We start from the raw sequence: 25,677 nt of genomic DNA, 5'->3' as shown, positions 1-25,677 counted from the left end.
CTATAGACTTCCCCAAGTTTTTTATCGAACATATGTTCTATTTTATTCTACTACTTTTTTAAGTATAAAAAAAGAGGGAATTTATTAAAAATTCCCTCTTTTTATTTCTATTTAATTCTCTATCTTTTCAAAACGCATCTTATAGTATTCCCAGTTTCTTAAGTTGTTCACTAATGTTTGGTCATACTCATCTAGGTCTTTTGTATAGCCTTCATCTGCTGTTTTGTAATTCTCTTTATAGATTACTGGAACTTCTTTTCTTACTTCATTAATATAATCAAAATATGGATCTTGCCCTGTATATCCTAATAATTCTAGTACCATTCCCCCTAAGAAGTTAGCACTAATTTTGTTATCTGCTTGTAAATCTAATTCTGCTTTTTTGTCTTGTAAATTAATAAGCTCTGCTGCTTCTTCATTAGTCCAAATTACATATGGTGTACTATAAGTGTTAATGATATTTTCTGCACTTGTTTCATCGCCTATATTTAATCCAAGTTCTTTATAAGATAAGTAATTATCTCCTAAGTTTGGTAAATGATCTCCGAAGAATACAAGTACCACCGGTTCATCTTGTGCTTCAAAGTAATCAGTTAAATCCTTAATCATTTGGTTGGCATCTTTAATACCTTCCATGTAAACTGATAAAAAGTCTTTTGCTTCTTGTGAGATTGTCTTAGAAACTTGAACCTCTTCTATTGGTAAGTCACCATATTTCTTAGTTGTATATGGCATATGGTTTTGAATAGAAGTAATATATGAGAACAATGGACCTTTTGAGGCATCATCTGTATGTGCTTCAAACTGTTCAATAATACGCTTGGTAAGTACACTATCAGCAATCATATTTCCTTTTTTATCTTCTTTGCTAAATGCTTCATTAAATATTTCTTCTTCCATGCCAAAGTATTTATAAACACTATATCTATTATAGAACCAGCTATCTCCTGGATGCATAAATAATGTTTGATAATCATTTCTTGAAAAAATTCTAGCTAACGATTGTGTACTTTTACCTACTACTCTAAACGCTGATGTTGGAATACTATTTAACATATTCGTCTGCATTCCTGTCATTACATCAAACTCTGTATTAGCTGTACCTCCACCAAATCCCGGTGTTACAATATGTCCAGCTATACTATTCTCAGATGCGATAATTTCTCTCCAATATTTATATGGGTCATTTTCTGCCGTATAAGTAAATTGCTCACTCATCCCTATATCTGAAAATGCCTCATTCATAATAAATATCACATTAGGCTTTTCTTCTGGCATTACTGCATCAGCTACTGTATATTGCTTTATGAGTCCTTCTACCTCTTCTTTTGAAAAATTCTCAGGCTTTTCAACTGGGTAACTATTAAGATTATATAAAAAGCAATATGTAAATCCTAACTCATTAAATACTCTTGTAATATAACTTCTGTTACTTACATGAAGCTTATCATAATATACTACCTTTGAACTATAAATATATTTATTTGCTAAAAATGCCATAATAAGAGTAGTTATAACGCCAATGATTCTTATACTTCTACGTAATTTTTTTGCCTTTACAAAATAACCTGATACTAAAAACATTATAACTGCTAGTATAATCAATGCTAATAAATCATATTTTATTTCTACTTGAAAATCTGATACTGTATTGACTGCTTCTTGAACAAGTTGTATATCTCTTGGTACAAATGGGTCATCTCGGAGTTCAATTTTTAGTCTATTGATTAATGAACATGCATTAAATATGAAGCTAGTAACTGCTGCTGAATAAAATAGGTTATTGATTACAAAATATAATAATGTGAGCATTAATAATGGTGGTAAATAATTTACTAATAATATAAGTGGTTGCTGTTTTATTAGTTTTAAAACAGCTTTTGATGAACCTGGCTGTATATAAAAAGTTGTCAGTGTAATGAACATTGCTATTGCTAATACAAATATCACAGTCCATGTCCAGTTTAATTCAAGTTTCTTGATACTACTTAAGCTAAATTTCCTGTGTACTTGCTGCGCCTTCTGCTGAACTTTTTCTTCTTCTAACGTTCCTTGCATAAGTACCTCCTTCTTTTATTACTCGCTTACCCCTCATAAACAAGTATTTATCTTAATCATACTATAACTTTAATTTTATATTTTTTGAGCCTTAAAATCAATTAAAATATATTCCCATTTGTTTCATTGAAGTTTAATTGAAGTTTAATTGAAGCTTCATGTAAATATAGATTATAATATAACAAGACTATACTATATTGGAGGTTATTATGTCTTCTAACAAAAAAAGACTATACACAAAGAAGCTTAAGTTTAGCTTAACGTTTATCCTAGTGCTTATTATTCTAGGTACTGCAGCCATAACTTGGCCCATTTGGAAAAGCTACCACAAACCGGTAGAAATCATGAAATTAATACAATCTACTGACCCAGTGTTTAACTTATCCCCTATTTTACCTTATAAACATGATCTAACTAATGATTTTATTAGTAATTTACAAGGTTCCTCTTCATTAAATTTATCTCTAGAGGTTTCCAACTCAGATTTTAACGAAAGTGAATTATTAAATGACCTTCAATTATTATCTGTAAATAATATTCCGATTTTCTTATCTTTAATGCCTACTACAGGTATTACTGATGAAGCTTATATTTCTACATTTTCAGCTGTAGCAGATGCACTCAAAAATGCCAACCTAGAAAATGTTCAACTTATATGCTATCCAAAAATTCAATACGCTACCAACACTGCAACATCTACAATAAGTAGGTCTTCTATTAATAAGTACAAAAAACTTACACCATCATATGTGGGTATAAATATTGGTTCATCTGCAGATTTAACTGTCTTAGACCAAATCTATACTGCCTTTAGTGATTCAACTACATTAATCATCAATGATACAGTTCCAGCTCATTATACTGCTGATATTAAAAATGGTGCTACAGATCTTAATTATATTTACTATACCTTAGCTATTGAATATCCTCGCATTACAACAATCTATAATCCTTATATGATACTTACCAGAAACAAATGGCTAAAGGATGTGGATGCTACACTGCTTCCATCACTAGATAATCGCTATATTACGACTTATGAGCATCTTATCTCAAAGCCTTGGATTACAACAAAATCTAATGAAGTAGTAGATATATCACCTTATCAAGTATTAAAGGATTATGATATGCTTGCTGGTCAAGAAGAAATCATATTATCACCGCATTCTGCCTTACTTAAAACACATAAAGAATCTGCAAAAAACATGGCTTATGCAAATTATAGGATCAATACAGAGCAATTCAAGGTACAAGCTTATTACCCTTATGAACTCACTATTGATACAAACACATTACCAAATAGCATTAATAGACTCAAAGTATTAGTCTACAACGATACAGATACAATTATCGAGGCCCCTAGCATTGATCTTATTGTTAACAATGATAACGCTACACTTCGTGCACCTAGACTTGAAGCCACTTATCCTTTAGGTCAAACGCCAATTTATAAAGGTGACTATATTCCCATTCTCATGTATCACACCATAGCAGATACTGTTGCTCCAGAAGATGAGAATAGCTGTGTACAAACAGAAGTATTTGATAGCCAAATGAAAGCATTAATAGATAACAACTATACCCCTATCACCTTCTACGACCTAGAAAACTACCTAGAAGGCAATGCAGGACTACCAGAAAAACCAATCCTAATTACAATGGATGATGGCTATCTCAATAACTATACAATAGCCTATCCAATCTATAAAAAATACAATATATCAGCTACCTTGTTTGTATCCCCATATTACATGCAAGAACAAAATACAGAGCGCCACTTCGGTTTCGCTGCTGCTAGAGAAATGGAACAAAGCGGACTCATAGACATCGAATCACACGGTTACAACCACACACCATTTACTAAACTATCTATTAGAGATCTCAAATATCATATCTCTATCTCAAAAGGTATTTTAGAAAAAAACCTTGGTACCCGTGACGTCTTCACAGTTGCTTGCCCACAATTCCGCAACAACTACTTCACCCGCAAGACCCTCATCTCCCAAGATGTAACCTTCCAAATCACCAAACTAGCAAAACCCGGGACACATCTCAAAACTTCGCGTTTAAAACGCATCAACGTGCCAAACACCATGTCCCCAACCAACCTCATCTCAACCCTAGAAACCCTAACCCAATAATTCCACGAATTCTTAGGGACAGGTCTCTAATATTGATGTCTTACTCTTGGGGACAGGTCTCTAATATTGATGTCTTATCCTTGGGGACAGGTCTCTAATATTATGAGATAAAAAATAGGTTATTTCACAATTCGCTGTGTGAAATAACCTATTTTTATTATCCTATTAACATTTTATCATTATAGTCTTTTTGTAAATCATATCTTAAATAATCAATGAATTGATCTAAAAATGCTGCACATTCTGCTTTCGTTACATATTTTTTAGGAAAAATATAACCGTTGCTTACAGTTATAATACCTAACTTACTAGCAGCATAAAGTGAACTTTTTGCCCATGATGAAATTTGATTATCATCAACAAATGGCGTATATGCACCCATAGTTCCTAACCCTAATCTTTCTAATCCGATAGCACGGATGTTATACATATACATCATCTCTCGTGTTAAATATGTATTAGCACCAAATGTGCCTCCACTGATGAGGCCTGCATTATATGCTGCTACTGCATATCTATAATTAGCATCACCTTCATTTATATCTGTAAATGGTGAAACTACTGTCTGTTTTTTCTTAGATGAACTCTTTTTACTTGTTGTATCTTCAGGCAACTCTATTTGTAGTGCTGTAACTAGCATTTTAATATATTCACCTTTTGTTACTACCTGATTAACCGAAAATGTACTAGCATTATCAGTAAATAATTTCATACTATACATTTTTTTAATCTGAGCTTCTGCCGGATGTCCTTGAAGATTTAATACCGTTGGAACAGATAGTTGTTCTATTGTTGGTGTACTTTCTACGCTAATCATTCCTGACATTTCATCATCATATAAACTTTTACTACCTTGTAATATGTTATAACTTAATACACCTTCACCTCTAATAATCTCTTTATAGTTTCCAGCCATACTTATTGCAGTAGGCTCATTACTATCATATTGAATGTCTCTATGAACTGTATATGTCGGAGTTTCCTCTATTGCATATCCATCTCCATTACCAAGGTCTATTGTAATAGTTCTTCTTTGAGTTTCTGATTTTGCAAAAGCTTGATCATATCCGTAAATTGGACCGTTAACTGATACTGTTACTTGTGTATCATTTCCTGAAGTATATACTGCATCATATTGGATATCACCTCTATAATATAAAACTCCTGGTGTATAATCTTCTAATATACTTTTAGTATAACTAGATTTATCACTATCTAATTTATATGTTTTACCATTTACAGTAACTATTTCACTCCACTTTTTAACTTTTGATACCTTTGTAGCTTGTTTCAAATTTGAATCATATGTATATTGTGTGTCAAATGTAATTGTTCTCGTAACTCTAGCTGTATTTCCAGCATTTTGCGCTCTCATTACATATGTTTCTGTATAACTTCCACTTCCAGCTTCCTTATCCATTTCTTTGCCTGGTTTAATCTCAATCGTTCCCTCTACTGTTTCTGCTTTACCTGAAAGATAAATATTCTCTTTATATGGTAATGTATACTTAGAAACGCTTTTTGTGCTAGCCTGTGCCAAAGATGTTGATGTTGGTAATTTAATTCCCGAACTAATACCACCAAAGTATCCCATCTCACCTTCTGCACCATAAACAGAACTAGCCATTAATATAAAGCTTATGCATAATGCAAATATTTTTTTCATTGGCTCCTCCTAATTTTCTACGACTATAATATAACCTGGTACACTACCCTCTGTATCTTTTAGATTAGTTTCTATCATAGCACTAATAATATCACCTTTCTCTAAACTCTTGGCTGAAACAACCTTACCATCCTTAATAATCACACTATTAGGTTGTAATTCAATAGTCGCTCCTACGTTCTTATTACTATACTGCAACCATTTTTTCTGTGATTTATGATAATAATATACATCCTTAATGCTAATGTTTTCACCATCAACTTTGTAGACCTGTCCCTTAGCTACATTAGTTATGTATGGCATATCGATAATCATATATGCTTTATCTCCAATTGCTACTACTGTGTAAACATTTCCGATTTCAGAGTCTTCCCCATATGCTAAGAATTTTTCAATACCATCTTCAACAAGTCCTGATTTATTATAGAATTTAGTATCTGGGTCAATTGAAAATGTACGTGGTGTTGGATGGAAGTACCATGTATTGTCATCCAATAATGAGAATGTTTCAAATTGGAATTCTTCACTATCTGTGATTTTCTTAATTCTTCCTCTAAATACCTCCAATGAAGCAGTTGTTAAATCAGATGATATTTGGGCTACTGCTAATTTGTTTTCACCAGTTACTACTGCTTGTAATACATCACCTACCATAATGTTATGTGATTCTACTAATTTATTATCTCTTACAATAATAGCATCTTCAGCAACATATAATGTTTCACCGGATAATAACTTAATCACGCCAGAAGAAGCATATGTTACTGTTGATGGGGCTAATGTATTTTGAAGCTTGCTTTGGAAGTTAAGCTTAATAGCTGATTCTTTGCCTTTGTAATTTTCAGCAGCTACATAAGCATATCCAGAAGCATTTTTTAGATTTCTACTTACGTAATCTAAAGAAACCTGATTACCTATTAAGTATGATTTTATATTTTGTGGGTCAATATTTAGGCTTAATAGATTGTTATAACTTCCCCATGTTAACTTTCCTAAAGGTTGTGCATTCTTTAAATTCAATACATTTTTATACTTATCAACAGAAGTCACCTGTCCTCTATAAATATTAGAGATAATACGCGTATCGTTGTCAATTACAACTTCTTCAATGTTTTCTTCTATTATTCCTTCACCTAATATCTTTTGAGAAACGAGCACCTTAACCCAATCTCCAGGCTTAATCGCACTAATTGAATATGGTGTGCCACCCTTAGTTACAGGTGTAGAAAGCCCTAAATCATATGAGTACATATTCCCCTTTTCATCTTCAAGCAAAATACTTGCTGTACCCTCAGTATTAAAGTTAAATGAATTTACCTTAGCATAGCGCATTATATAGTCATTGTAAGCACTAATATATGTTATATACTTATCCTTATCCATTCTAATATAAATACAATCCCCAGCTTTAATACTACTAATCGTGGTATCTCTTGGGTCATATTTGAAATAAGGAAACATCTCATCTAAATAGCCAATTTTATCCTCTGTCTCATAATATGGCTGTTTCTCTACACTAACCTCATCTCCATAATAATTTCTAGTAATTGTTATTCCACTACTATTTCTATATGTTATATATCCTAATTGCGGATTATTTTCAACAACAATCCCTCGATCTTCTGAATAATTATCATACAACGCATCTGTATATTCTTGTTGATCATAATATACTGGAATATCTGCCATCGTATTTACGCTCATACTCATAGCCAATAACATCGAACCCAGTATACACCATTGTTTTCTCATCACTCTCTGCCCTCCTAATATAGTTCTAACCTTGTCCTATATATCGGTTAAATTCTCAAAAAACTTAGTCCTCCACTTATAAAAATAGGAACTAAAAATGGGGACAGGTCTCTAAAATTGCTGTTTTATTTTCAAACAGCAATTTTAGAGACCTGTCCCCATTAATTTTAGTTAGCTACGAGCATGTAAACGTTATCACTTACTTTTTTATCTTGCATCCAAATTGAATATTCGATAGCTATTTTTATCCCTTTTTCTAAAATATATGTGTCACATTTATGTGTCTTAATTTGAATCTCCATTTCTCCATAAGGTGTATGATATATTGTTTTATGTGGCACCTCTTTATCAAAATGCAAGTCTGCTTTCATATTGCCATATCTTTTTACTGAGATTCTATTATCTCTAGCTTTGATCATCGTTGTCGTATTGTTTTCTTTTTCTTTATAGGTAATAAATATACCTTCATTTTTAAATGTAAGTTGACCACTATAACTTACTTCATTTGTATCAAAATGTGTGTCATATGTTTGTTTATCATATACCTTTATTTCTACTTGTCTCATCTATTCTTCCTCTATATCTATGTTTTCGTCTTCTATTTCTTATGCTATTTAACTTTTCCCTTGCAACACAATAAGGTTATTTGTGGTACATAGTCTATCACAAATAACCTTATTATATTCTAAACCTATATTTATTATAAACTAGCAAGCTCGATTAAATTAGTTATAAGTTCTGTTATTTCAATACCTGCCGCTTTAAAAAGCATTGGATACATACTAATTGATGTAAATCCTGGTAATGTATTAAGTTCGTTGAAGATAATGCCGCCATCTTCTTTTACAAAGAAGTCTATTCTTGAAATACCTTTTCCTTCTACTGCATCAAATACATCTCTTGCATATTGTCTAATCTGTTCTTTTGTCTCTTGTGGTAAATCAGCATCTACAACTGTTTTTGATTCAGCATTGTTATATTTGGCATCAAAATCATAGAATTCAGCTGCTGCTAAAATTTCACCTACACCTGATACTTTTAAGTCTTCATTTCCTAATACTGCTGTCTCTACTTCTCTACCTATAATAGTTTCTTCAACTAATACCTTTTTATCGTGCTTCATCGCTTCTCTTAAACCATCAACTAACTCTTCCTTGTTTTTAGCTTTAGAGATACCCACTGATGAACCAGCATTAGCTGGCTTGATGAAATATGGGTAGTCGAAAGCAGCTTCTATTTTTTCTACCACTTGATGAATATCTTTTAATTCTTTTTCTTTAACAATTACATATTTTGCTTGAGGAACACCCTTTGTTGCTACCGCTATTTTAGTAAATGCTTTATCCATTGAAACAGCTGAAGCTAATACACCACAACCTACAAATGGAATCTGTGCTAACTCACAAAGCCCTTGAATTGTTCCATCTTCTCCATTTTTACCATGTAATACTGGGAATACTACATCAATGTTAATTTTAATTTGTTCTGTATTACCTTCTTTACAAATCCATAAACATTTTTGTGTAGCATCTGGACTAAGAATTGCTGGAATACCATTTGTTTGCCATCCGTTTTTAGTAAGGTCTAAATCGTTGCCTTTGTATAATAACCACTTACCTTCTTTAGTAATTCCTACTGGATGTACTTCATATTTAGTTTTATCAATATTAGTTAAAATAGTTGTAGCTGATTTAAGTGATACTTCATGTTCTGATGAGCATCCTCCAAATAATAATAATACATTCTTTTTCATCGTGTTCCTCCTATTTACAGAACCTATATTATCTAGTACTTTTCTATATGTCATTTATTATATTTTAGTACGTTATTATTTATTATTCAACCACACAACCCATATTTTAACTTTAAAACTTTAATGCACCTCTGCCTCTTTATAATTTTCCTTGTGTAAAAGAGAGTTTACTGTATCTACAATTTTAAAGCGAATCTCATATGGCTTATCTTCTTTACAAATAAGGTCATATTGCTCTGGCGTTAATTGTTCTTGCAATTCCTCTTTCCCTTCTATAGGTACTACCCCTGTAGCTGCATCCACATAGCATAAAGGAGGAAACATAATACACCACCAATTCTGTCCCTTTCCTTCACCTATAATAACTCTACATGCCTCATATTCTCCCGCAGGTAAAACAACATCTCCGTAAGACTTAGTTGGAAAGTTAGCTTTATCTAAAAACACCCTAACATCATAATCTTTTCCCCATTTATTAACTACATTTTTAGCCACATCTGCAATTTCATTTGTATGCGTTTGAATAAATACCTTGCTCTCCTCAACATCTTTAGCATCTTTTAATAAAGGTTCCATATATGCTATAATCTCGTCTTTTACTTGCTGTTTTAACAACTGATCTTCTGTAGTATCACTGTTAGCTACTACATGAAAACGAAGTATACTTTCAGATAGTGTCTGACTTACCTTTTCTGTATAGATTGTAATAGCTGCTGTGCCCACGCATACGACAATTGCTAAAACTAATACAATCATATATATCATTTTATTTCTAATTTGTGCGTCTCCCCACAACTGACTTAATCTCCTCATTACCGTTCCCTCCAAATATAATATATTTTCTAATTTAATACTTGCCATATTTGAGATAAGTTATGCATATTTTTAAACTCATTTATAGTTTTGAATCAAAATATATTATTTGAAGTCTTTATTTCTAATTCATTATTAAATCTCTCATTCTATCTACTCGGTGTAAAATTTCGTTATCAAAAACCATTTTTTCCACCATTCTCTTAATACTACTGCCTATAGCTGCAGGTTTTACCCAAAATATATCTGCTAATTCTTTATAAGATAATCTAGTCGTTAATGCCATTAAATAAATACAAATATCTCGTTTACTCCCCTGACTTCTATTGTTTCGTCTCATAAGATCTAATCTATGAATCTCAAGTTCCCGCTCTATTACCTCAAAAACCTTTTTGATACTAACACTTATACTACTTTCCTTTTTAGTTCCTTGAATCTCTTGCTTTTCATGAAGTGTCTCAAGTGCAATAGCTACTTCAGCCTCATCCATATCTTCTCCATTATGAATATATTCTAAATATAGCTTTCTCGCCTCACCAAAATCATCAGAAAAATACTTTAATATACGCTCTGTATTCACAATTCCCCATCTATCTTGATTCTCCATATAATACTTAAAGCTAGACCAATTATACTCTATTGCATCCGCTACAATATTTGCCTTTACAGGATTTAAATGTACATATTTTGATACATGAATAAAATAATCATCAGTCTTTATCATCGCGCTTGTAAAGCGCCCCTGAAACACATGCCCACATCGATCATATTTTTTATTAAAATATATAGCATAGCTCAAATTAAGCCCCTGCATAAACTTAGAAATATCCTGTCCATTATCATAAACCACTAAATGCACATGGTTAGTCATCATACAATATGCATATATCTCCATTTGAAACTTCTCTTTATAATGTTTTACTCGATTCAAATAAACTTCACGATCCATATAATCTCTAAAAATATTTTCCCGATTGTTACCTCTTACAATAAGATGATATATGCTATTTGGACATTTCTCCCTACGTACCCTTGGCATGCGCATACTCCTTTTTTAATGCAAGTATTGCCCATCATACCTCCTTCTAATCACCTCACCTCTTAAAACATCAATTTTAAAGACCAATTTTAGAGACCTGTCCCCATTCGTATAACACCATTTTTTAAGACCTGTCCCTAATCCATTATTCCGGTATTTTTGATAGTTGGGATTATTTGAACTTGAATTGGGAAGTTTTTGTAGCCTTGTTCATTCCAATTTGGCGCATAGTTTTGCCATTGTTTAGGGTGTTTTCTGTACATTTGTAAGCCTATATTTAGAAAGTCTGTGTTTAGTTCCTTAGATTTGTTAACAGCCACCATGACTTGATGCCTTATTTCTTCTTGTAATAATGTTATTATTTCATTAATATCTTCCATATTAAATATATTTTTTGTACTAGTTGAGATATATTCCGTAATATTCCCTTCTGTTAGTATTTCTATATTGGCTACTAGTTCACTTCCATTATTATTAAATGTAATTTTAGAGTTTTCCTTATCTATCACATAAGTTAAGGGAACCCCCTTATACTCAACAACAATAGGTACTTGGTTAATTTTTCCTTCTACAAACAACTCACCACGCACAACATCTTTACCTATGAAATCTACTAACTCATAATTTTTTATAAGTGCGGCCCCACCAATTTCAATATCCTTTTTTTCATCCGTGCTAATAAGTGGAATGGTTGTAATATTAGTATCTTGTAGCTCTTTTATCATATTACCTGCAATTTGTTCTTTAGCATAACTTACAGGGCGCTCTGTGTTATTGAAATATTTCATAATATATAAGCCTAAAATTGGATTCTGAGGGTTTTCCCCTTGTGTTAATTCCCCTGCTTCTCCCTGGGCTGCTAAAATATCTGTGTCACGACTTATCTGCATGTTTCGCATTAAACCATCTACTGCACCTCTAAAAAGTTCGGGATCCTTTAAAAGTTCCTCACCTAATACAATAGCCTGTGTATGACTAAAAGTAATTGTATTTTGAGACTTGCTTTCCACCTCATCTACACTCGTCTCTACCGTTGGACTTTTTGTCACGATTGCTGTTTTTACATCCTTTGCAAGGCTATCCTCACCTGAAAGCTTTCCTATATCCGGAATAGTGTAGGTTATCTGATAGCTATCCCGCTTATGAATAGGTTGACTTTGATCTGCATCTTTATTTTTGTCTATAGCTACTTCTAAGACTACATTTCTCTCATTAATTTCAACACTATCCCAACAGCCTGTTAATAAAAAAGGCATTAATAAAATAGGTAACCATTTTAATTTATTTTGCATCTAAACTCCTCCTTTTCCCCTTAGCTATAAGCGCCAATATCAGAGGAATAGGCAATAAAAACCATATTCCAAAATAAAGTTGGAATCTATTATAATAATCATAAGCTGCAACCAAATTTTCGGGAATCATTGCTATAAAATAAATAACTGGTACAAGAGGTAGTATAAACACATTTTCCCTTTGATATTTCAAACTCCGACTCCCTATTAATGAAGTAAAATAAATACCTGCACTGATATACATAAAAATACTTAATATCCATCCAGTCATCATCAAAATCTCTTGATTTTCAATAATTGAGCTAGATAAACTAATGCTTTGCATAAGCGTTAAAACCGGCCATACTTGACGTTGTACTTCATTAAATCCAACACCTGTATACGTTAAAAGCACAATAATTGCTTCAACAACTCCTATCGTAATTACTGCCACTAGCATTGTCCGCTTAGCCTTCTTAGGCTTTTGCATGAGTCCAGACATCATTAACATAAATTCAATAGGTGAAAATGCTAGACTCACAACAAATGTCCCTAGCCCTATTCCTCTTAAATTAGTTTGAAAAAACGGCATAAGCTGTTTATATTCTGCATGCGGCACAATCAATACAAAAACAAGGATAAGAGGTATAGCCACAAAGTAAATAAGCACTTCTGCCATTCTTCCCGTTGCTTCAATCCCTGACTTTACAAGATATGCTACTGTAAAGAGCATTACTAAAATAATAACTTGCAATGGTGTCTTGGGCAATAATACTTCTGATACCATTTCCCCCAACATCCTTACTTCAAGGCCCGTTGTAATAGCAATTTTTATTGCAAATAAAATTAATATAATATAAGCAATAAATGAAGGAACAATTTTAGGTGCAAATTCCACTAACGTCTCTTTTGGAAATTGCCTTGTAAGAGCATCTATACAATATATATATATAATCCCAGGTATAATAGCTAAAATGGGAAGTATATATCCATTTCTCCCCACATATCTTCCTGCAATCTTTGGCAAAAACAATATTGCTGTATTTAGCATTTGAAGTATAAGAAATATCTCTACTTGCCTCACTGATATCTTCCCATTATGCGAAAACATCTACTTCCTCTCCTTTCTCTCACCCACTTGACCATTAGTAGTGCCACTATTAGGTCCTGGAGGCACATCCTGTACATTTTTCCCTTTTACTCGTAAACGGCGTCTTTGATTTGACCTTGCATAAATAGGTCTAATTGTTTGCATAAATGTAGGAAATCTAAGAATTGTATCCTTTAAATCATTAAATTCATTACGATCACAAGTATTATATGGTGAAAGGTATGGCACCTTGAAACTTTCAAGAGATGATAGATGAATGAGCATAATTAAAAATGCAATTAAGAATCCATATAATCCTAAAAAAGCTGAAAGTGCAATAAACATATAACGAATCAATCTAAAAGCAGATGTCAAACTATAGTCTGGCACTGCAAATGTACAAATAGCTGTAAGTGAAATAATGATAATAATCATTGGACTTACAATATTAGCATCTACAGCTGCTTGCCCAATAACAATACCACCAACGAGTCCAATAACATGTCCTATCGCTCCCGGCGCCCTTATTCCTGCTTCCCGAAACAGTTCAAATATCAATTCCATCACCACAATCTCCCCTACCGTTGAAAATGATACGCCCTCCCGCGACGCAGCAATAGAGACAGCAAAAGGTGTTGGTAGCATAGCTGGCTGAAAATTTAAAGTTGCAATGTACAATCCAGGTAATGTAAATGATAAAAATGAAACCAAATAACGCAGTATCCTTATAAAACTCATAATTTGCCAACGTTGATAGTAGTCCTCTGATGCTTGATAAAATGAATTTAACGTTGCAGGTACAATAAGCCCAAAAGGCGATGTATCTACCAAAATTCCTACTTTTCCTTCTAATAAACTCGATGCAAACTTATCAGGTCTTTCTGTTGCCTGTGTTTGTGGAAACGGACTCTTCCAGCTATCCTCTATTAGTTGTTCAATATAACCGCTGTCAAAAACGCCATCAATTACATACTTATCTAACCTATTAGTTACTTCCTCTACAAGTTCAGGTTTTGCTATGTCTTCCATATAAACAATCGCTATATCTGTCCTACTCCTTGTACCATAGCTCATCATTTTAAATTTAAGCTTTGTATCACGAATACGTCTTCGAACAAGCACTGTATTGAACCTAATTGTTTCAGTAAATCCATCTCTAGGTCCTCTTACAACACTTTCTGTGCTCGGTTCACCAATACTCCTACCTGGCCATCCACGCGTTGCTATCACTAATCCCTTAGTAGATTTATCTACAAATATAGCACTATCCCCAGATAAGACTGCTGTAACTAAATCATCCATTTTATCTACTTCTTTTACATCAAAAGTAGCAGAAAAATGTTGCATGATAATTTGAGTAGGTGTCCTACTATCATCAATTTCTCCCTCTAAATTCTTATATTCAAATGCTACACCAAGCAAACTTTTCTCTAATATATCCCTATTAATTAGCCCATCTGTATAAACACCATAAATTCTAATTTTCTTATCCGTACCCAGCTCTACTTCTCGCTTAACGACATCCATGCAGTTTTCAAAAAGTATATTTACATTTTTTATATTTACATCAAGATCCAATGATAATGGAATATCTATTTTATTCTCTCTATCATGATAAGGATCTTCCACATTCACTACATTTGTTGGGTCTTCCTTCTTTTTCATACTATCTCCTTCCTACTTATATCACGCTAAAATATTGCTAATATAATAAATCCAATAATAGAAACCACAATATAAATCCAGCCCATTACTTTAACAATCCTAGATTCTCGTTCCATATGTTCTACTTGTATCAAGTTCGTTCCCTGTACAAAAGCCATATACAAACCGATACACAACATCACTACATCTATATAAACAGAAAAAATATTATTTATCCGGCTCATTTTTTATACCCCTTTCCTCTACATAAACTACTGCATATACATAACAATTATTTGTAGTCCTAAAAAAAATATGCAAAAAACATCAAAAAGAAGGGGACAGGTCTCTAAAAATGATGTTGACATCACTTTTAGAGACCTGTCCCCTTCTTTAAACCACACTTTTAGAGACCTGTCCCCATCTAATTACTATTTAATTACGTTTGCAACAAGAGCCTCCTTGGACTAATTCTACAGGTAATATAATATGTTGGTGCTTAGCTTCCCCATTTAATAATTTAAGGAGTAGCTCCACACTTAGATTACTCATTTCATATTTAGGTTGTTTTACTGTTGCAATAGATGGCTCATAATATTTTGCTACATCCATACCATCAAATCCAATAAGTGAAATATCTTCACCTAATTTATGCCCTTTATCAAATATAGCTTTCGCTACACCAATAGCCATGATATCTGATGTACAGAAAATCGCCGTAATATCTTTTTGCTCTTCTAACAATTCTTTAGTGCGTTCATACGCCGTCCCACTATCATACTGTCCATATGTAACATATTCTTCTCGAAACTCAATCTTATGTGCTTCTAATGCATTTAAATAACCTTCAAAACGCTCCTTACCTACTCCTATATCCTTTTTATCACCTAGTACAAGGCCTATATGGTTATGCCCATTATTGATTAAATACTCAATTGTTTCATATGCGGCCTTTTTATTATTAATACTAATAGATGAACACTTCTTTAGATTTTTTATACGTACTAAATCTACTGAAACCAATACCACCTCAGCTTCTGCACCTTCTAAATGCTCATCATCTAATTCAAGAAAGTTTCCCCCTAAACAAATAACTCCCTGCAATCTTTTTTCCTTAATAAATCCTAACAATGTATCAATATCACTTTCATTATTATGATGTTGTAAAATCATTGTATAGCCAGCTGCTTCTACACCACCACTAATAATTTTTAATATTTCTGAGAAAAACGGGTTAAATACCCCTTTTACTAACACACCTATATTTCTTGTATTAGTTTGCTTGAGTACTCTAGCACTATTATTAGGAATATAATTATTTTCTTTTATTATTTGCCACACTTTCTCTCTGGTTTCATCACTAACATCTGGATGATTATTCAAAACCCTAGATACCGTGCTAACTCCTACCTTAGCAATTTTTGCTATATCTTTTATATTCATATCTATATCTCCCACATTATTAAAAACTTTTCACTTAATATGTCTAAAATCCATGTAATTTGATGCTCTTATATGCACTGGTTATCATTATAAACTACTATAAACTACATTTTTCTTATAATCAATGCATACTTTATCTATTTTTATAATTTTGTTTTATTTTGCATTTAATTCCCCTACTTTAACTAACTACTATGCCCATTTCACTTATATTATTGCTTCTCTTGGAAATACTAATCTTGTATTTCCATATCCGGTAGTTTTTGCTTTACTTAAAACTACATTATTATTATAATAATATCTATGGCTTAAAAACCTTTCAATTATTTACATTACTTTATTTTTATGTAAGGAGGTAATCAACATGATTTATACTGTAACATTAAATCCTTCTTTAGATTACATCATGCACTTAGATGGCATGAATATTAACAGTGTTAATAGAAGTCTTAAAGAAGAAGTATATCCAGGCGGCAAAGGTGTAAATGTTTCAATCGTACTTAATAATTTACGCGTTCCTAACAAAGCTCTTGGATTCATTGCGGGCTTTACAGGTAAAGAAATCGAAAGAGTTATGACTAATCTTGGCTCAAACTGTGATTTCATTACTTTAGATCAAGGGATTTCTAGAATTAACGTTAAACTCGAAGCAGGGAAAGAAACTGAAATTAACGGCATGGGGCCACAAATTACTCCAGCTGACTTAAAAGAACTTTTCGCTAAGCTTGATGAAATCCAAGAAGGTGATTTCTTAGTTCTTGCTGGAAGTATTCCAAATAGTGTCCCAGATAGTATCTATCAAGATATTATGAAAGAACTCGCTCACAAAAACATTCATGTAGTTGTCGATGCAACAAAAGATTTATTAAAGAATGTACTTAAATACAAACCATTCCTTATTAAACCTAACCACATCGAACTTGCAGAAATGTTTAATGTAGAAATCAATTCAGACGAAGAAATCGTAACTTATGCACGTAAACTTCAAGAAATGGGCGCTCAAAACGTACTTATTTCAATGGGTGGAGATGGTTCTATCTTAATTACAAGTGCGGGTGAAGTAGTTAAAATTTCTGTACCAAAAGGAACAGTTATTAATACTGTAGGTTCTGGTGACTCTATGGTTGCTGGTTTCATTGCTGGATATCTTAAATCTAAGGATTTAAAAGAAGCACTCAAATTTGCTACAGCTACAGGTAGTGCAACTGCATTCTCACCTTGGCTTGCAACTGCAGATAAAGTGGATGATTTATTATCACAACTTTAATTATACACTAACTTAATTAACACACTAAAATAAAATATACACTTTAAATTATGCACAGAGAAACAAACTATAAAATTGAATTATACACCTTACAAATTTGTTTCTCTTAATGATTTCACATTACTAAAATATAATAAATAACCCAAATTTATAGATGTGAAATCTATACACTAATACAAAACACTAACTTAATTTATGACTAATCGGAGGCTCACAATGAGAATTACAGATTTACTCAGCCAAGATAGTATCAACTTAAATTTCACTGCAAATTCAAAAGCTGAAGCTATCGATAATTTAGTAGACCTTATGATGTCTACTGGCAATATCAGTAATAAAGAAGAGTACAAACAAGCTATCCTCGCGAGAGAAGATCTTAGTACAACAGGTATCGGTGAAGGAATTGCTATTCCTCACGCTAAAGTAGGTGCTGTCAAAAAAGCTACACTAGTTGCTGCTGTTAGCAAAGATGGTATCGATTACGCATCATTAGACGGTGCACCATCTCATCTTTTCTTCATGATTGCTGCACCAGATGGTGCAAATAATACACACTTAGATGTACTTTCTAGGTTATCAACAATCCTTATGGATGCTAAATTTAGAGAAACACTTATTAATGCAAAAGATAACTTAGAATTCCTAAGACTTATCAATGTTAAAGAAACAGAAAAATTCGGTGCTGAAACTGCTAAAACAGAAGCGCCAAAATCTGAAGCTACTAAAGAGAAAGTGCAAAGTGGCTATCAGATCCTTGCTGTTACAGCTTGCCCAACAGGTATCGCTCATACTTATATGGCTGCTGAAGCTCTTCAAAACAAGGCTGATGAACTTGGTATTACATGTAAAGTTGAAACAAACGGTTCAAGTGGTATCAAAAATGCTCTTACAAAAGAAGAAATTGAAAATGCTACGTGTATCATCGTTGCAGCTGATAAAAATGTAGAAATGACACGTTTTGATGGTAAGAAAGTTATCATTACTAAAGTAGCTAATGGTATTCACAAAGCTACTGAACTCGTTAATAAAGCTGCTGCTGGTGACGCTCCAATTTACCACGCAAAAGAAGCTGGTAATGCTACTGACAGTGAAACAGCTACAAGCGAAGGCATTGGCCGTCAATTATACAAACACCTTATGAATGGTGTATCACATATGCTTCCATTCGTAATTGGTGGCGGATTATTAATCGCTATCGCCTTCTTAATTGACTCATTACTTGGTTACACAGATGCACTTGGTTCAAATGCTGCAGCTGCTGTTTGGTTCAAATCAGTAGGTGATGCTGCATTCGGATTTATGCTTCCAGTACTTGCTGGTTACATTGCTATGAGTATTGGTGAAAGACCTGCTCTTGCTGTAGGTTTCGTAGGTGGCGCACTTGCTAATGCTGGTGGTTCAGGTTTCTTAGGTGCATTAGTTGCTGGTTTCGCTGCTGGTTACTTAATGATTGGCCTTAAAAAAGCATTATCTGTATTACCACAATCTCTTGAAGGACTTAAACCAACTCTCCTTTACCCATTATTAGGTATCGGTCTTATTGGTGTTGCAATTACATTCATCGTTAACCCTCCAGTAGCATTCGTTAATGGATGGCTTACAGAAACATTATTAAATATGGGAACAGGTAGTGCTGTTTTCGTTGGTATCCTCTTAGCTGCTATGATGGCAATCGATATGGGTGGTCCATTCAACAAAGCTGCTTATGTAGTAGGTATTGCTGCGCTTGAAGCTGGTAACCTAAACCTTATGGCCGCTGTAATGATTGGTGGTATGGTACCTCCACTTGCTATTGCACTTTGTACAACATTCTTCAAAAACAGATTCACACAAAAAGAACGTGAATCAGGAATCGTTAACTATGTAATGGGATTATCATTCATTACAGAAGGTGCTATTCCTTTTGCTGCATCAGATCCAGCAAAAGTTATCCCATCATGTGTAATCGGTTCAGGTATCGCTGGTGCTCTTGCAATGTTCTTCGGATGTACACTTAATGCACCACACGGTGGTATTTTCGTACTTCCAGTTATCGGAAACCCATTAATGTACTTCGTATCATTAGCAGTAGGTTCAGTAGTAGGAGCCCTCATCTTAGGCTTCCTCAAAAAAACATTAGATAAATAATTGAAAGTAAAATACTTGGGGACAAGATATTTAGGGACAGGTCTCTAAAATTACTGTTTTACCTTAATATTTCCGCTAGGGTAGCTATACAACCACCCTAGCTTTATCCAAAAAAGAGTAGGGACAGGTCTCTAATATTGATGTTAACATCAATATTAGAGACCTGTCCCCACTCTTTTTCTTATATCTTTTACATAAGTGGTGCGAAGAGGCGAAGAATTGCTCTTATAAGTTTTTTCCCCCAACCTATACGTATACAGTCATCTTCTGTAATCGGGGTACATAATTCTAATGTTTTTAGAAAATCTTCTTTTATCTGAGCAACTGTTTTTGTTTTATATAACCAAGTTGCACATTCAAAATGTAGATATAAACTTCTATAATCCATGTTTATGCTACCTACTACCCCGATTTCATCATCACTTACGTACGCCTTAGAATGAATAAATCCAGGTGTGTACTCATAAATTTTTACACCCGCCTCAATGAGTGGTAAGTAATATGCTCTTGTTAATGTATGTACGTACCATTTATCGGGGATATGCGGTGTAATGATTCTAATATCCACACCACTTTTAGCGGCTAACTCTAAAGCTACTACCATTTCATTATCTACTATCAAATATGGTGTCTCAATATAAACATAGTCTGTTGCCTTATGAAGAATATTTAAGTATACATTCTCACCTACTGTCTCATGATCTAATGGGCTATCACCATATGGTTGTACATAGCCATCACTTTCAAATGGTTCTGGATGATACTTATAGGGTTTAAACATTTCATAGTCTTCTTTTACCTTATGATTAAGTTCCCACATCTGTAAAAACATCATTGTTAGATTCCATACAGCTTCACCTTTTAGCATAATAGCTGCATCTTTCCAATGGCCAAATCGTTCATATTCATTAATATACTCATCTGCCAAATTTATACCGCCCATAAAGCCTGTATGTCCATCTATAACTGTAATCTTTCGGTGGTCCCTATTATTCATAATAAATGATATAACTGGTGCCAACCTATTAAATACCATACACTTAATACCTGATTTTCTTATTCTTTCATCATACTTATACGGTAATGTTTTTAAGCATCCTATATCATCATATATTAACCTTACATCAACTCCTTGCTCAGCCTTTTCCTCTAATATTTCTAATATAGAATCCCACATAACTCCTTCCTGTATGATAAAGTACTCTAGAAAAATAAAATGCTTAGCCTTTTTTAGCTCTTCTAGTAATTTCTCGTAAAACTTTTCTCCTGGTGATAAATACTCACTACTTGTATTTTTATAAATTGGAAATAACGAAAAATCTTTAATGTACTTAGCCTGATTAGCTACGTTTTTATCTTGTTTTTGTATATCCTCTATTATCTCTGGGTTTTGCTGTAAAAAAGGAACTGTACGATTATAAATCTCACTCAATCCTTTGGTTAATTTTTTATTCATTTTTGCATTACCCGCCAATATATAAAAGAAGCCTCCAAAAACAGGGAAAAGTAATATTGGTATTGTCCATGCTAACTTATAAGACGGATTCTGATCCGTACTTATTAAATGTAGCAATACCACAGCACTTAGTAAAACAGAAATTCCATAGAAGTACACGAAATATGTACTCAATTTCCAAATCACCATCACCAAAAGGCCTAGCTGTAGCAAGATGAGAATTCCCACTATCACCATTCTATTAAAGATATTTTTTAATTTCATTCACTACTCTCCTAAACTACTACTTATTATCAAACATAAACCTTACTGCATGTTTGATCCATTCACTAGATATATGTTCTTCCCCAAACTGCCTTTCAGTATCCACTAAATAATTTCCAAGTGATAGGCCATGCCCCCCTCTTCTATAAATATGAACTTCAGTTGGAACATTATGTGCAATAAGTTCATTTGCAAAAAGCATTGTATTCTGTACTGGTACGCATCCATCTTCATATGTATGCCAGATGAATGTTGGTGGTACATCTGCCGTAACTTGTTTCTCTAATGATACAAGACTCAAACTTTCATCCCTCTGATTCTCTCCTAAAAGTGCATCAAAAGAACCTCGATGTGCATATTCTCCACTTGTAATAACAGGATAGGAAAGTATCAGCATATTAGGCTTCATTACAGTTCTACTTCTATTTATATACGCATCTAATATAGAATTATTCCAAAATGTCCCCACACTTGCACATAAATGTCCTCCTGCAGAAAAACCACACACTGCAATATTGTCTGGATCAATATCCCACTCACTTGCATTCTCCCTAATATACGCTATCGATTCAAGTGCCTCACATAAAGCTTGTGGAAATCTAGCAGGTGCTATGCTATATCTTAATACAAATGCGCATACACCTCTGCGTATAAATTCTAAGGCTATCGGTTCTGCTTCTCTATCTGATGTATACTCATAACCACCGCCTGGTAAAATTAATACAGCTGGGCGCATACGTTCCTTTTGTTCTTGCATAATATTATCTGGTATATATCCCGTTAACATTGCTTCATAATCTGACTTACCACTCGTTGCTACATTAATTGGTACTTGAAAATATTTCATTAAAATCTCCTCCTCTTGAATTAATCTAATCTTTCATCTAAAAAATATATTGTTTCATTCATAAGTTTGCTTAAATAAATATTATATTGAATACCAATCTAGCTTATTTTATACATACTCAAGTATAACATTAAATCAAGTTTGTTTTATATAGATTAAATATTTTTATAGTTGAATTTTTTATTTTTTCAAACTATAATGTATAATTATACACTTACTAAATTTTTATTCAAAGGAGAGAATGCTATGTCTACTAAAAAATTTAATATTTATGTGGATGGTCAAGCCGGAACTACTGGTCTTAAAATAAATGAGCGTTTAGTCAATCATCCTTATGTTAATATCCTAAAAATCGCCGACGATAAAAGAAAAGATTATAATGCAAGAAAAGAACTTATTAACGCAGCTGATATTGTATTTTTATGCTTGCCTGACGCTGCCTCTATTGAAGCAGTTTCTATGATTGAATCAACTAATAAACATACAAAAATCATTGATGCTAGCACAGCTCACCGTACAAACCCTAATTGGACTTACGGAATTCCTGAACTTAGTTCATCAGCTCGTGAGCAAATTGCTTCTTCCATTCGTACTGCTGTACCTGGCTGTTATGCAAGTGCTTTCATTCTTCCTATGTACCCACTTGTAAATGGCGGTATTATTCCAAAAGACTATCCTATTACGGCCCATGGTATTTCAGGATTTAGTGGGGCTGGAAAATCAGCAATCGCTGAATATGAAAACCCTGATCGTTCTACATTATTCCCTACATATGATACACCACGCCACTATGCTCTAGGACTTCATCACAAACACATTCCAGAAATGCAACAAAAAGTCGGTCTTACCTATGCCCCTATCTTCTCGCCAATTATCGCCGACTATTACGAAGGCTTAGAGGTTGCTATTCAACTCCACACAAGATTACTTAGCAAAAAGGTATCACCTGCAGATGTTCATGCATTCCTAAGTGACTACTACGCTAACCAAAACTTCGTAAAAGTTATGCCATTTAATCCATCACAATGCTTAGACTCTAATTTCTTCAATCCAATCGCCTGCAATAACACAAATAATGCTGAAATATTTGTCTTCGGAAATGACGATCAAATTATGCTTATCACCCGCCTAGACAATCTCGGAAAAGGTGCCTCAGGTGCAGCCGTCCAAAACATGAACATCATGCTCGGCCTAGACGAAACTATCAGCCTCATCTAACAAAGACACTTCTCAATATGGTTTTTATACCCTTGGGGACAGGTCTCCAATATTGCGTTCTATACTTGGGGACAGGTCTCCAATATTGCTGTTCTATACTTGGGGACAGGTCTCTAATATTGCTGTTCTATACTTGGGGACAGGTCTCTAATATTGCTGTTTCTCATTATAGAAATTATAAGATAAAGGCCGTTGGATAGTCTTCCAACGGCCTTTATCTTATAATTTCTATAATGTTAATTCCTTAGTGATAAAGCTCCAAAATACTGCTGCCCCTGCTGCTCCTGCAAATGGTGCTATAATAAATACCCATACTTGTCTAAGTGCAACTCCTCCTAAGTAAACTGCAGGCGCTAAGCTACGTGCTGGATTAACGCTTCCTCCTGTTAATGGGATTCCTACAATATATACAACCACTAATGTTAGTCCAATAACAATACCACCTAAATGACTCGTTCTGTCATATGCTAATACACCTAATAATGCTATTACATATACAAAAGTTAAAATGAATTCTACAATAAGTGCCCCTAACAGTCCGAGCCCCACTTGTGATGCTGCTCCATATCCATTTTGCCCTAAGCCCACTTCAGAAATTTGACCTAGACCTGATGATAAGTTTATAATACTCATTAATACACCACTTGCTAAAATCCCACCAATAAACTGACTTATTATATATGCAAAAAAATCCTTTAGTGATAATTTATTTATCATATACATCGCCAGAGATACTGCTGGATTAATATGACAGCCCGAAATATTTCCAATCGCATAAGCCATTGCTATGAAAGCAAACCCAAAAGCAATTGCTATACCAAGGTTTCCTAATCCCCTTCCACCAATCGCAGCACTGCCACATCCAAAAAATACAAGTACAAACGTTCCTATCATCTCACTTATATACCTTCTCATAAAAACAACTAACCTCCTTATGGCTCTATCTAAAAGTAATATTTATGCCAGTACAAAATAAAAGCATACTCATTTTATATAAGTTTACTTTTAAAATGACTATGCTCATGCTTATCCTATTTTCTCTTTTATTTATTTTTCATTTTATCTTCTAGATTTTCCATTCCTTGAATGGTTTTATTAATCACATTTTTAGTTCCCTTTTTAAGCGCTTTAGCTCCTTCTACCGCTTTAGCACCTAAATACTCTGTGCCTTCCATCGCCTTATGCCCTAAATCTTGCATACCATCTAGTGCTTTATAGCTTAATTCCTCAGCATCATCCATCATTTTTTGTGTAAAGCCTTCCACTTGGTTCTTGTACTTCTCAAAATTTCCATTATTATTTTGCATAGTAATCACCTCTTGGGATTATTATGTACTACTTTATTTTTTGTATGCACAAAAACATCAATTTTAAAGACCTGTCCCCACTAATGTGACTATGATAATAATCTGTATAATTAAAATTAACGGCATACCATATTTGAAATACCAATGCTTAGTTTTATGATGAAATTTCTTCATCCCTAGAATACTGCCTAATGATCCACCTATAATAGCTATAGTAAAAAGTGTCTTTTCCGAGATACGATATTTATGATTAATAGCCCTTTTTTTATCTGACCACATACTTATATAAGCAATAATATTAACAAGTATAAGATAAATTATAATTATTTTTTCCATTGTCCTCTCCTTCTATTTGATATGTTATCCTTGTCTCCTTTTTATTTTATATTATTTCTTCACTTTTTTCCAAAAATAATAATTTTTCAACGGTTATCCTCATATGTATATATGGAGCTATACATTTAATTAGGTAATTGCGAAACTACTGTTTAAAAATGAATAGCACTCCTTTTAAACATGCA

Annotated in this window: 21 protein-coding genes; 4 read left to right on the top strand and 17 right to left on the bottom strand. The window is 33.4% G+C overall.

Translation table 11 applies throughout. The features are described 5' to 3' along the window. Positions 1–111 precede the first annotated feature (111 nt). Positions 112–2,058 carry an LTA synthase family protein gene (locus AC1VAQ_RS05750; RefSeq protein WP_302599492.1) on the bottom strand — a complete coding sequence of 649 codons (1,947 nt, stop codon included), beginning with the start codon at positions 2,056–2,058 and terminating at the stop codon, positions 112–114. A 209-nt stretch (positions 2,059–2,267) separates the two neighbouring features. Here AC1VAQ_RS05750 and AC1VAQ_RS05745 point away from each other — a divergent pair, with 209 nt between their 5' ends. Next, positions 2,268–4,199 carry a polysaccharide deacetylase family protein gene (locus tag AC1VAQ_RS05745; protein ID WP_303244381.1) on the top strand — a complete coding sequence of 644 codons (1,932 nt, stop codon included), beginning with the start codon at positions 2,268–2,270 and terminating at the stop codon, positions 4,197–4,199. Between the two features lie 157 nt (positions 4,200–4,356). On the opposite strand, the gene AC1VAQ_RS05740 is transcribed toward AC1VAQ_RS05745, so the two are convergent. From AC1VAQ_RS05740 to AC1VAQ_RS05690, 11 genes are all read right to left on the bottom strand, one after another. Beyond that, complete coding sequence (locus AC1VAQ_RS05740; RefSeq protein WP_479903585.1) at positions 4,357–5,865, bottom strand: S-layer homology domain-containing protein; 1,509 nt, start codon at positions 5,863–5,865, stop codon at positions 4,357–4,359. Positions 5,866–5,874: 9 nt separating this feature from the next. Beyond that, positions 5,875–7,617 carry a hypothetical protein gene (locus AC1VAQ_RS05735; RefSeq protein WP_479903584.1) on the bottom strand — a complete coding sequence of 581 codons (1,743 nt, stop codon included), beginning with the start codon at positions 7,615–7,617 and terminating at the stop codon, positions 5,875–5,877. 167 nt (positions 7,618–7,784) lie between these two features. Next, entirely contained in the window at positions 7,785–8,183 is a 399-nt protein-coding gene (locus AC1VAQ_RS05730) for a YwiB family protein (RefSeq protein ID WP_302599498.1), read from the bottom strand. A 134-nt stretch (positions 8,184–8,317) separates the two neighbouring features. Beyond that, a complete protein-coding gene (locus tag AC1VAQ_RS05725) occupies positions 8,318–9,370 on the bottom strand; it encodes a D-alanine--D-alanine ligase family protein (RefSeq protein WP_302599501.1) in 1,053 nt (350 codons plus the stop codon). A gap of 120 nt (positions 9,371–9,490) precedes the next feature. Beyond that, positions 9,491–10,183: a stage II sporulation protein R gene (gene spoIIR / locus AC1VAQ_RS05720; RefSeq protein WP_479903583.1), complete on the bottom strand. Its 693-nt coding sequence runs from the start codon at positions 10,181–10,183 to the stop codon at positions 9,491–9,493. Between the two features lie 124 nt (positions 10,184–10,307). After that, positions 10,308–11,222, bottom strand: coding sequence for a transposase (locus AC1VAQ_RS05715; RefSeq protein WP_302599506.1), 915 nt, complete (start codon positions 11,220–11,222; stop codon positions 10,308–10,310). 137 nt (positions 11,223–11,359) lie between these two features. Next, positions 11,360–12,514 (bottom strand): Ger(x)C family spore germination protein, encoded by a 1,155-nt coding sequence (locus tag AC1VAQ_RS05710; protein ID WP_302599507.1) that lies wholly within the window; start codon positions 12,512–12,514, stop codon positions 11,360–11,362. Further along, positions 12,504–13,577 (bottom strand): GerAB/ArcD/ProY family transporter, encoded by a 1,074-nt coding sequence (locus AC1VAQ_RS05705; protein ID WP_303244158.1) that lies wholly within the window; start codon positions 13,575–13,577, stop codon positions 12,504–12,506. Before AC1VAQ_RS05705 ends, AC1VAQ_RS05710 begins: the two co-directional genes overlap by 11 nt. Before the next feature lie 27 nt (positions 13,578–13,604). Continuing rightward, positions 13,605–15,248, bottom strand: a complete 1,644-nt coding sequence (locus AC1VAQ_RS05700) for a spore germination protein (protein WP_302599511.1) — start codon at positions 15,246–15,248, stop codon at positions 13,605–13,607. Between the two features lie 26 nt (positions 15,249–15,274). Beyond that, positions 15,275–15,472 (bottom strand): CLC_0170 family protein, encoded by a 198-nt coding sequence (locus tag AC1VAQ_RS05695; RefSeq protein WP_302599512.1) that lies wholly within the window; start codon positions 15,470–15,472, stop codon positions 15,275–15,277. 190 nt (positions 15,473–15,662) lie between these two features. Next, positions 15,663–16,670: a LacI family DNA-binding transcriptional regulator gene (locus AC1VAQ_RS05690; protein WP_302599513.1), complete on the bottom strand. Its 1,008-nt coding sequence runs from the start codon at positions 16,668–16,670 to the stop codon at positions 15,663–15,665. 364 nt (positions 16,671–17,034) lie between these two features. Between AC1VAQ_RS05690 and pfkB the strand changes: the two genes are divergently transcribed. Both pfkB and AC1VAQ_RS05680 read left to right on the top strand, forming a co-directional pair. Continuing rightward, the gene (gene pfkB, locus AC1VAQ_RS05685; protein ID WP_302600167.1) at positions 17,035–17,937 is read left to right on the top strand and encodes a 1-phosphofructokinase; all 903 of its coding nucleotides are present in this window, start codon (positions 17,035–17,037) and stop codon (positions 17,935–17,937) included. A 216-nt stretch (positions 17,938–18,153) separates the two neighbouring features. Next, complete coding sequence (locus AC1VAQ_RS05680; protein ID WP_302600166.1) at positions 18,154–20,064, top strand: PTS fructose transporter subunit IIABC; 1,911 nt, start codon at positions 18,154–18,156, stop codon at positions 20,062–20,064. 190 nt (positions 20,065–20,254) lie between these two features. On the opposite strand, the gene cls is transcribed toward AC1VAQ_RS05680, so the two are convergent. Beyond that, positions 20,255–21,784 (bottom strand): cardiolipin synthase, encoded by a 1,530-nt coding sequence (gene cls, locus AC1VAQ_RS05675; RefSeq protein ID WP_302600165.1) that lies wholly within the window; start codon positions 21,782–21,784, stop codon positions 20,255–20,257. Between the two features lie 19 nt (positions 21,785–21,803). After that, positions 21,804–22,631, bottom strand: coding sequence for an alpha/beta hydrolase (locus AC1VAQ_RS05670; RefSeq protein ID WP_302600164.1), 828 nt, complete (start codon positions 22,629–22,631; stop codon positions 21,804–21,806). A gap of 246 nt (positions 22,632–22,877) precedes the next feature. Between AC1VAQ_RS05670 and argC the strand changes: the two genes are divergently transcribed. Continuing rightward, positions 22,878–23,849, top strand: a complete 972-nt coding sequence (gene argC / locus AC1VAQ_RS05665) for an N-acetyl-gamma-glutamyl-phosphate reductase (protein ID WP_303244159.1) — start codon at positions 22,878–22,880, stop codon at positions 23,847–23,849. Between the two features lie 228 nt (positions 23,850–24,077). Here the strand turns inward: argC and AC1VAQ_RS05660 are convergent, their stop codons facing one another. From AC1VAQ_RS05660 to AC1VAQ_RS05650, 3 genes are all read right to left on the bottom strand, one after another. Further along, positions 24,078–24,764 (bottom strand): aquaporin, encoded by a 687-nt coding sequence (locus AC1VAQ_RS05660; protein ID WP_302600162.1) that lies wholly within the window; start codon positions 24,762–24,764, stop codon positions 24,078–24,080. Positions 24,765–24,892: 128 nt separating this feature from the next. Continuing rightward, complete coding sequence (locus tag AC1VAQ_RS05655) at positions 24,893–25,156, bottom strand: hypothetical protein (RefSeq protein ID WP_302600161.1); 264 nt, start codon at positions 25,154–25,156, stop codon at positions 24,893–24,895. A gap of 63 nt (positions 25,157–25,219) precedes the next feature. Further along, entirely contained in the window at positions 25,220–25,492 is a 273-nt protein-coding gene (locus tag AC1VAQ_RS05650) for a DUF1294 domain-containing protein (protein ID WP_302600160.1), read from the bottom strand. Between the last annotated feature and the right edge of the window lie 185 nt (positions 25,493–25,677).

The organism is Cellulosilyticum sp., from assembly GCF_982396655.1.
Note: the sequence above shows the minus strand (reverse complement) of the source record. Positions and strands in the feature narration are given on the sequence as shown.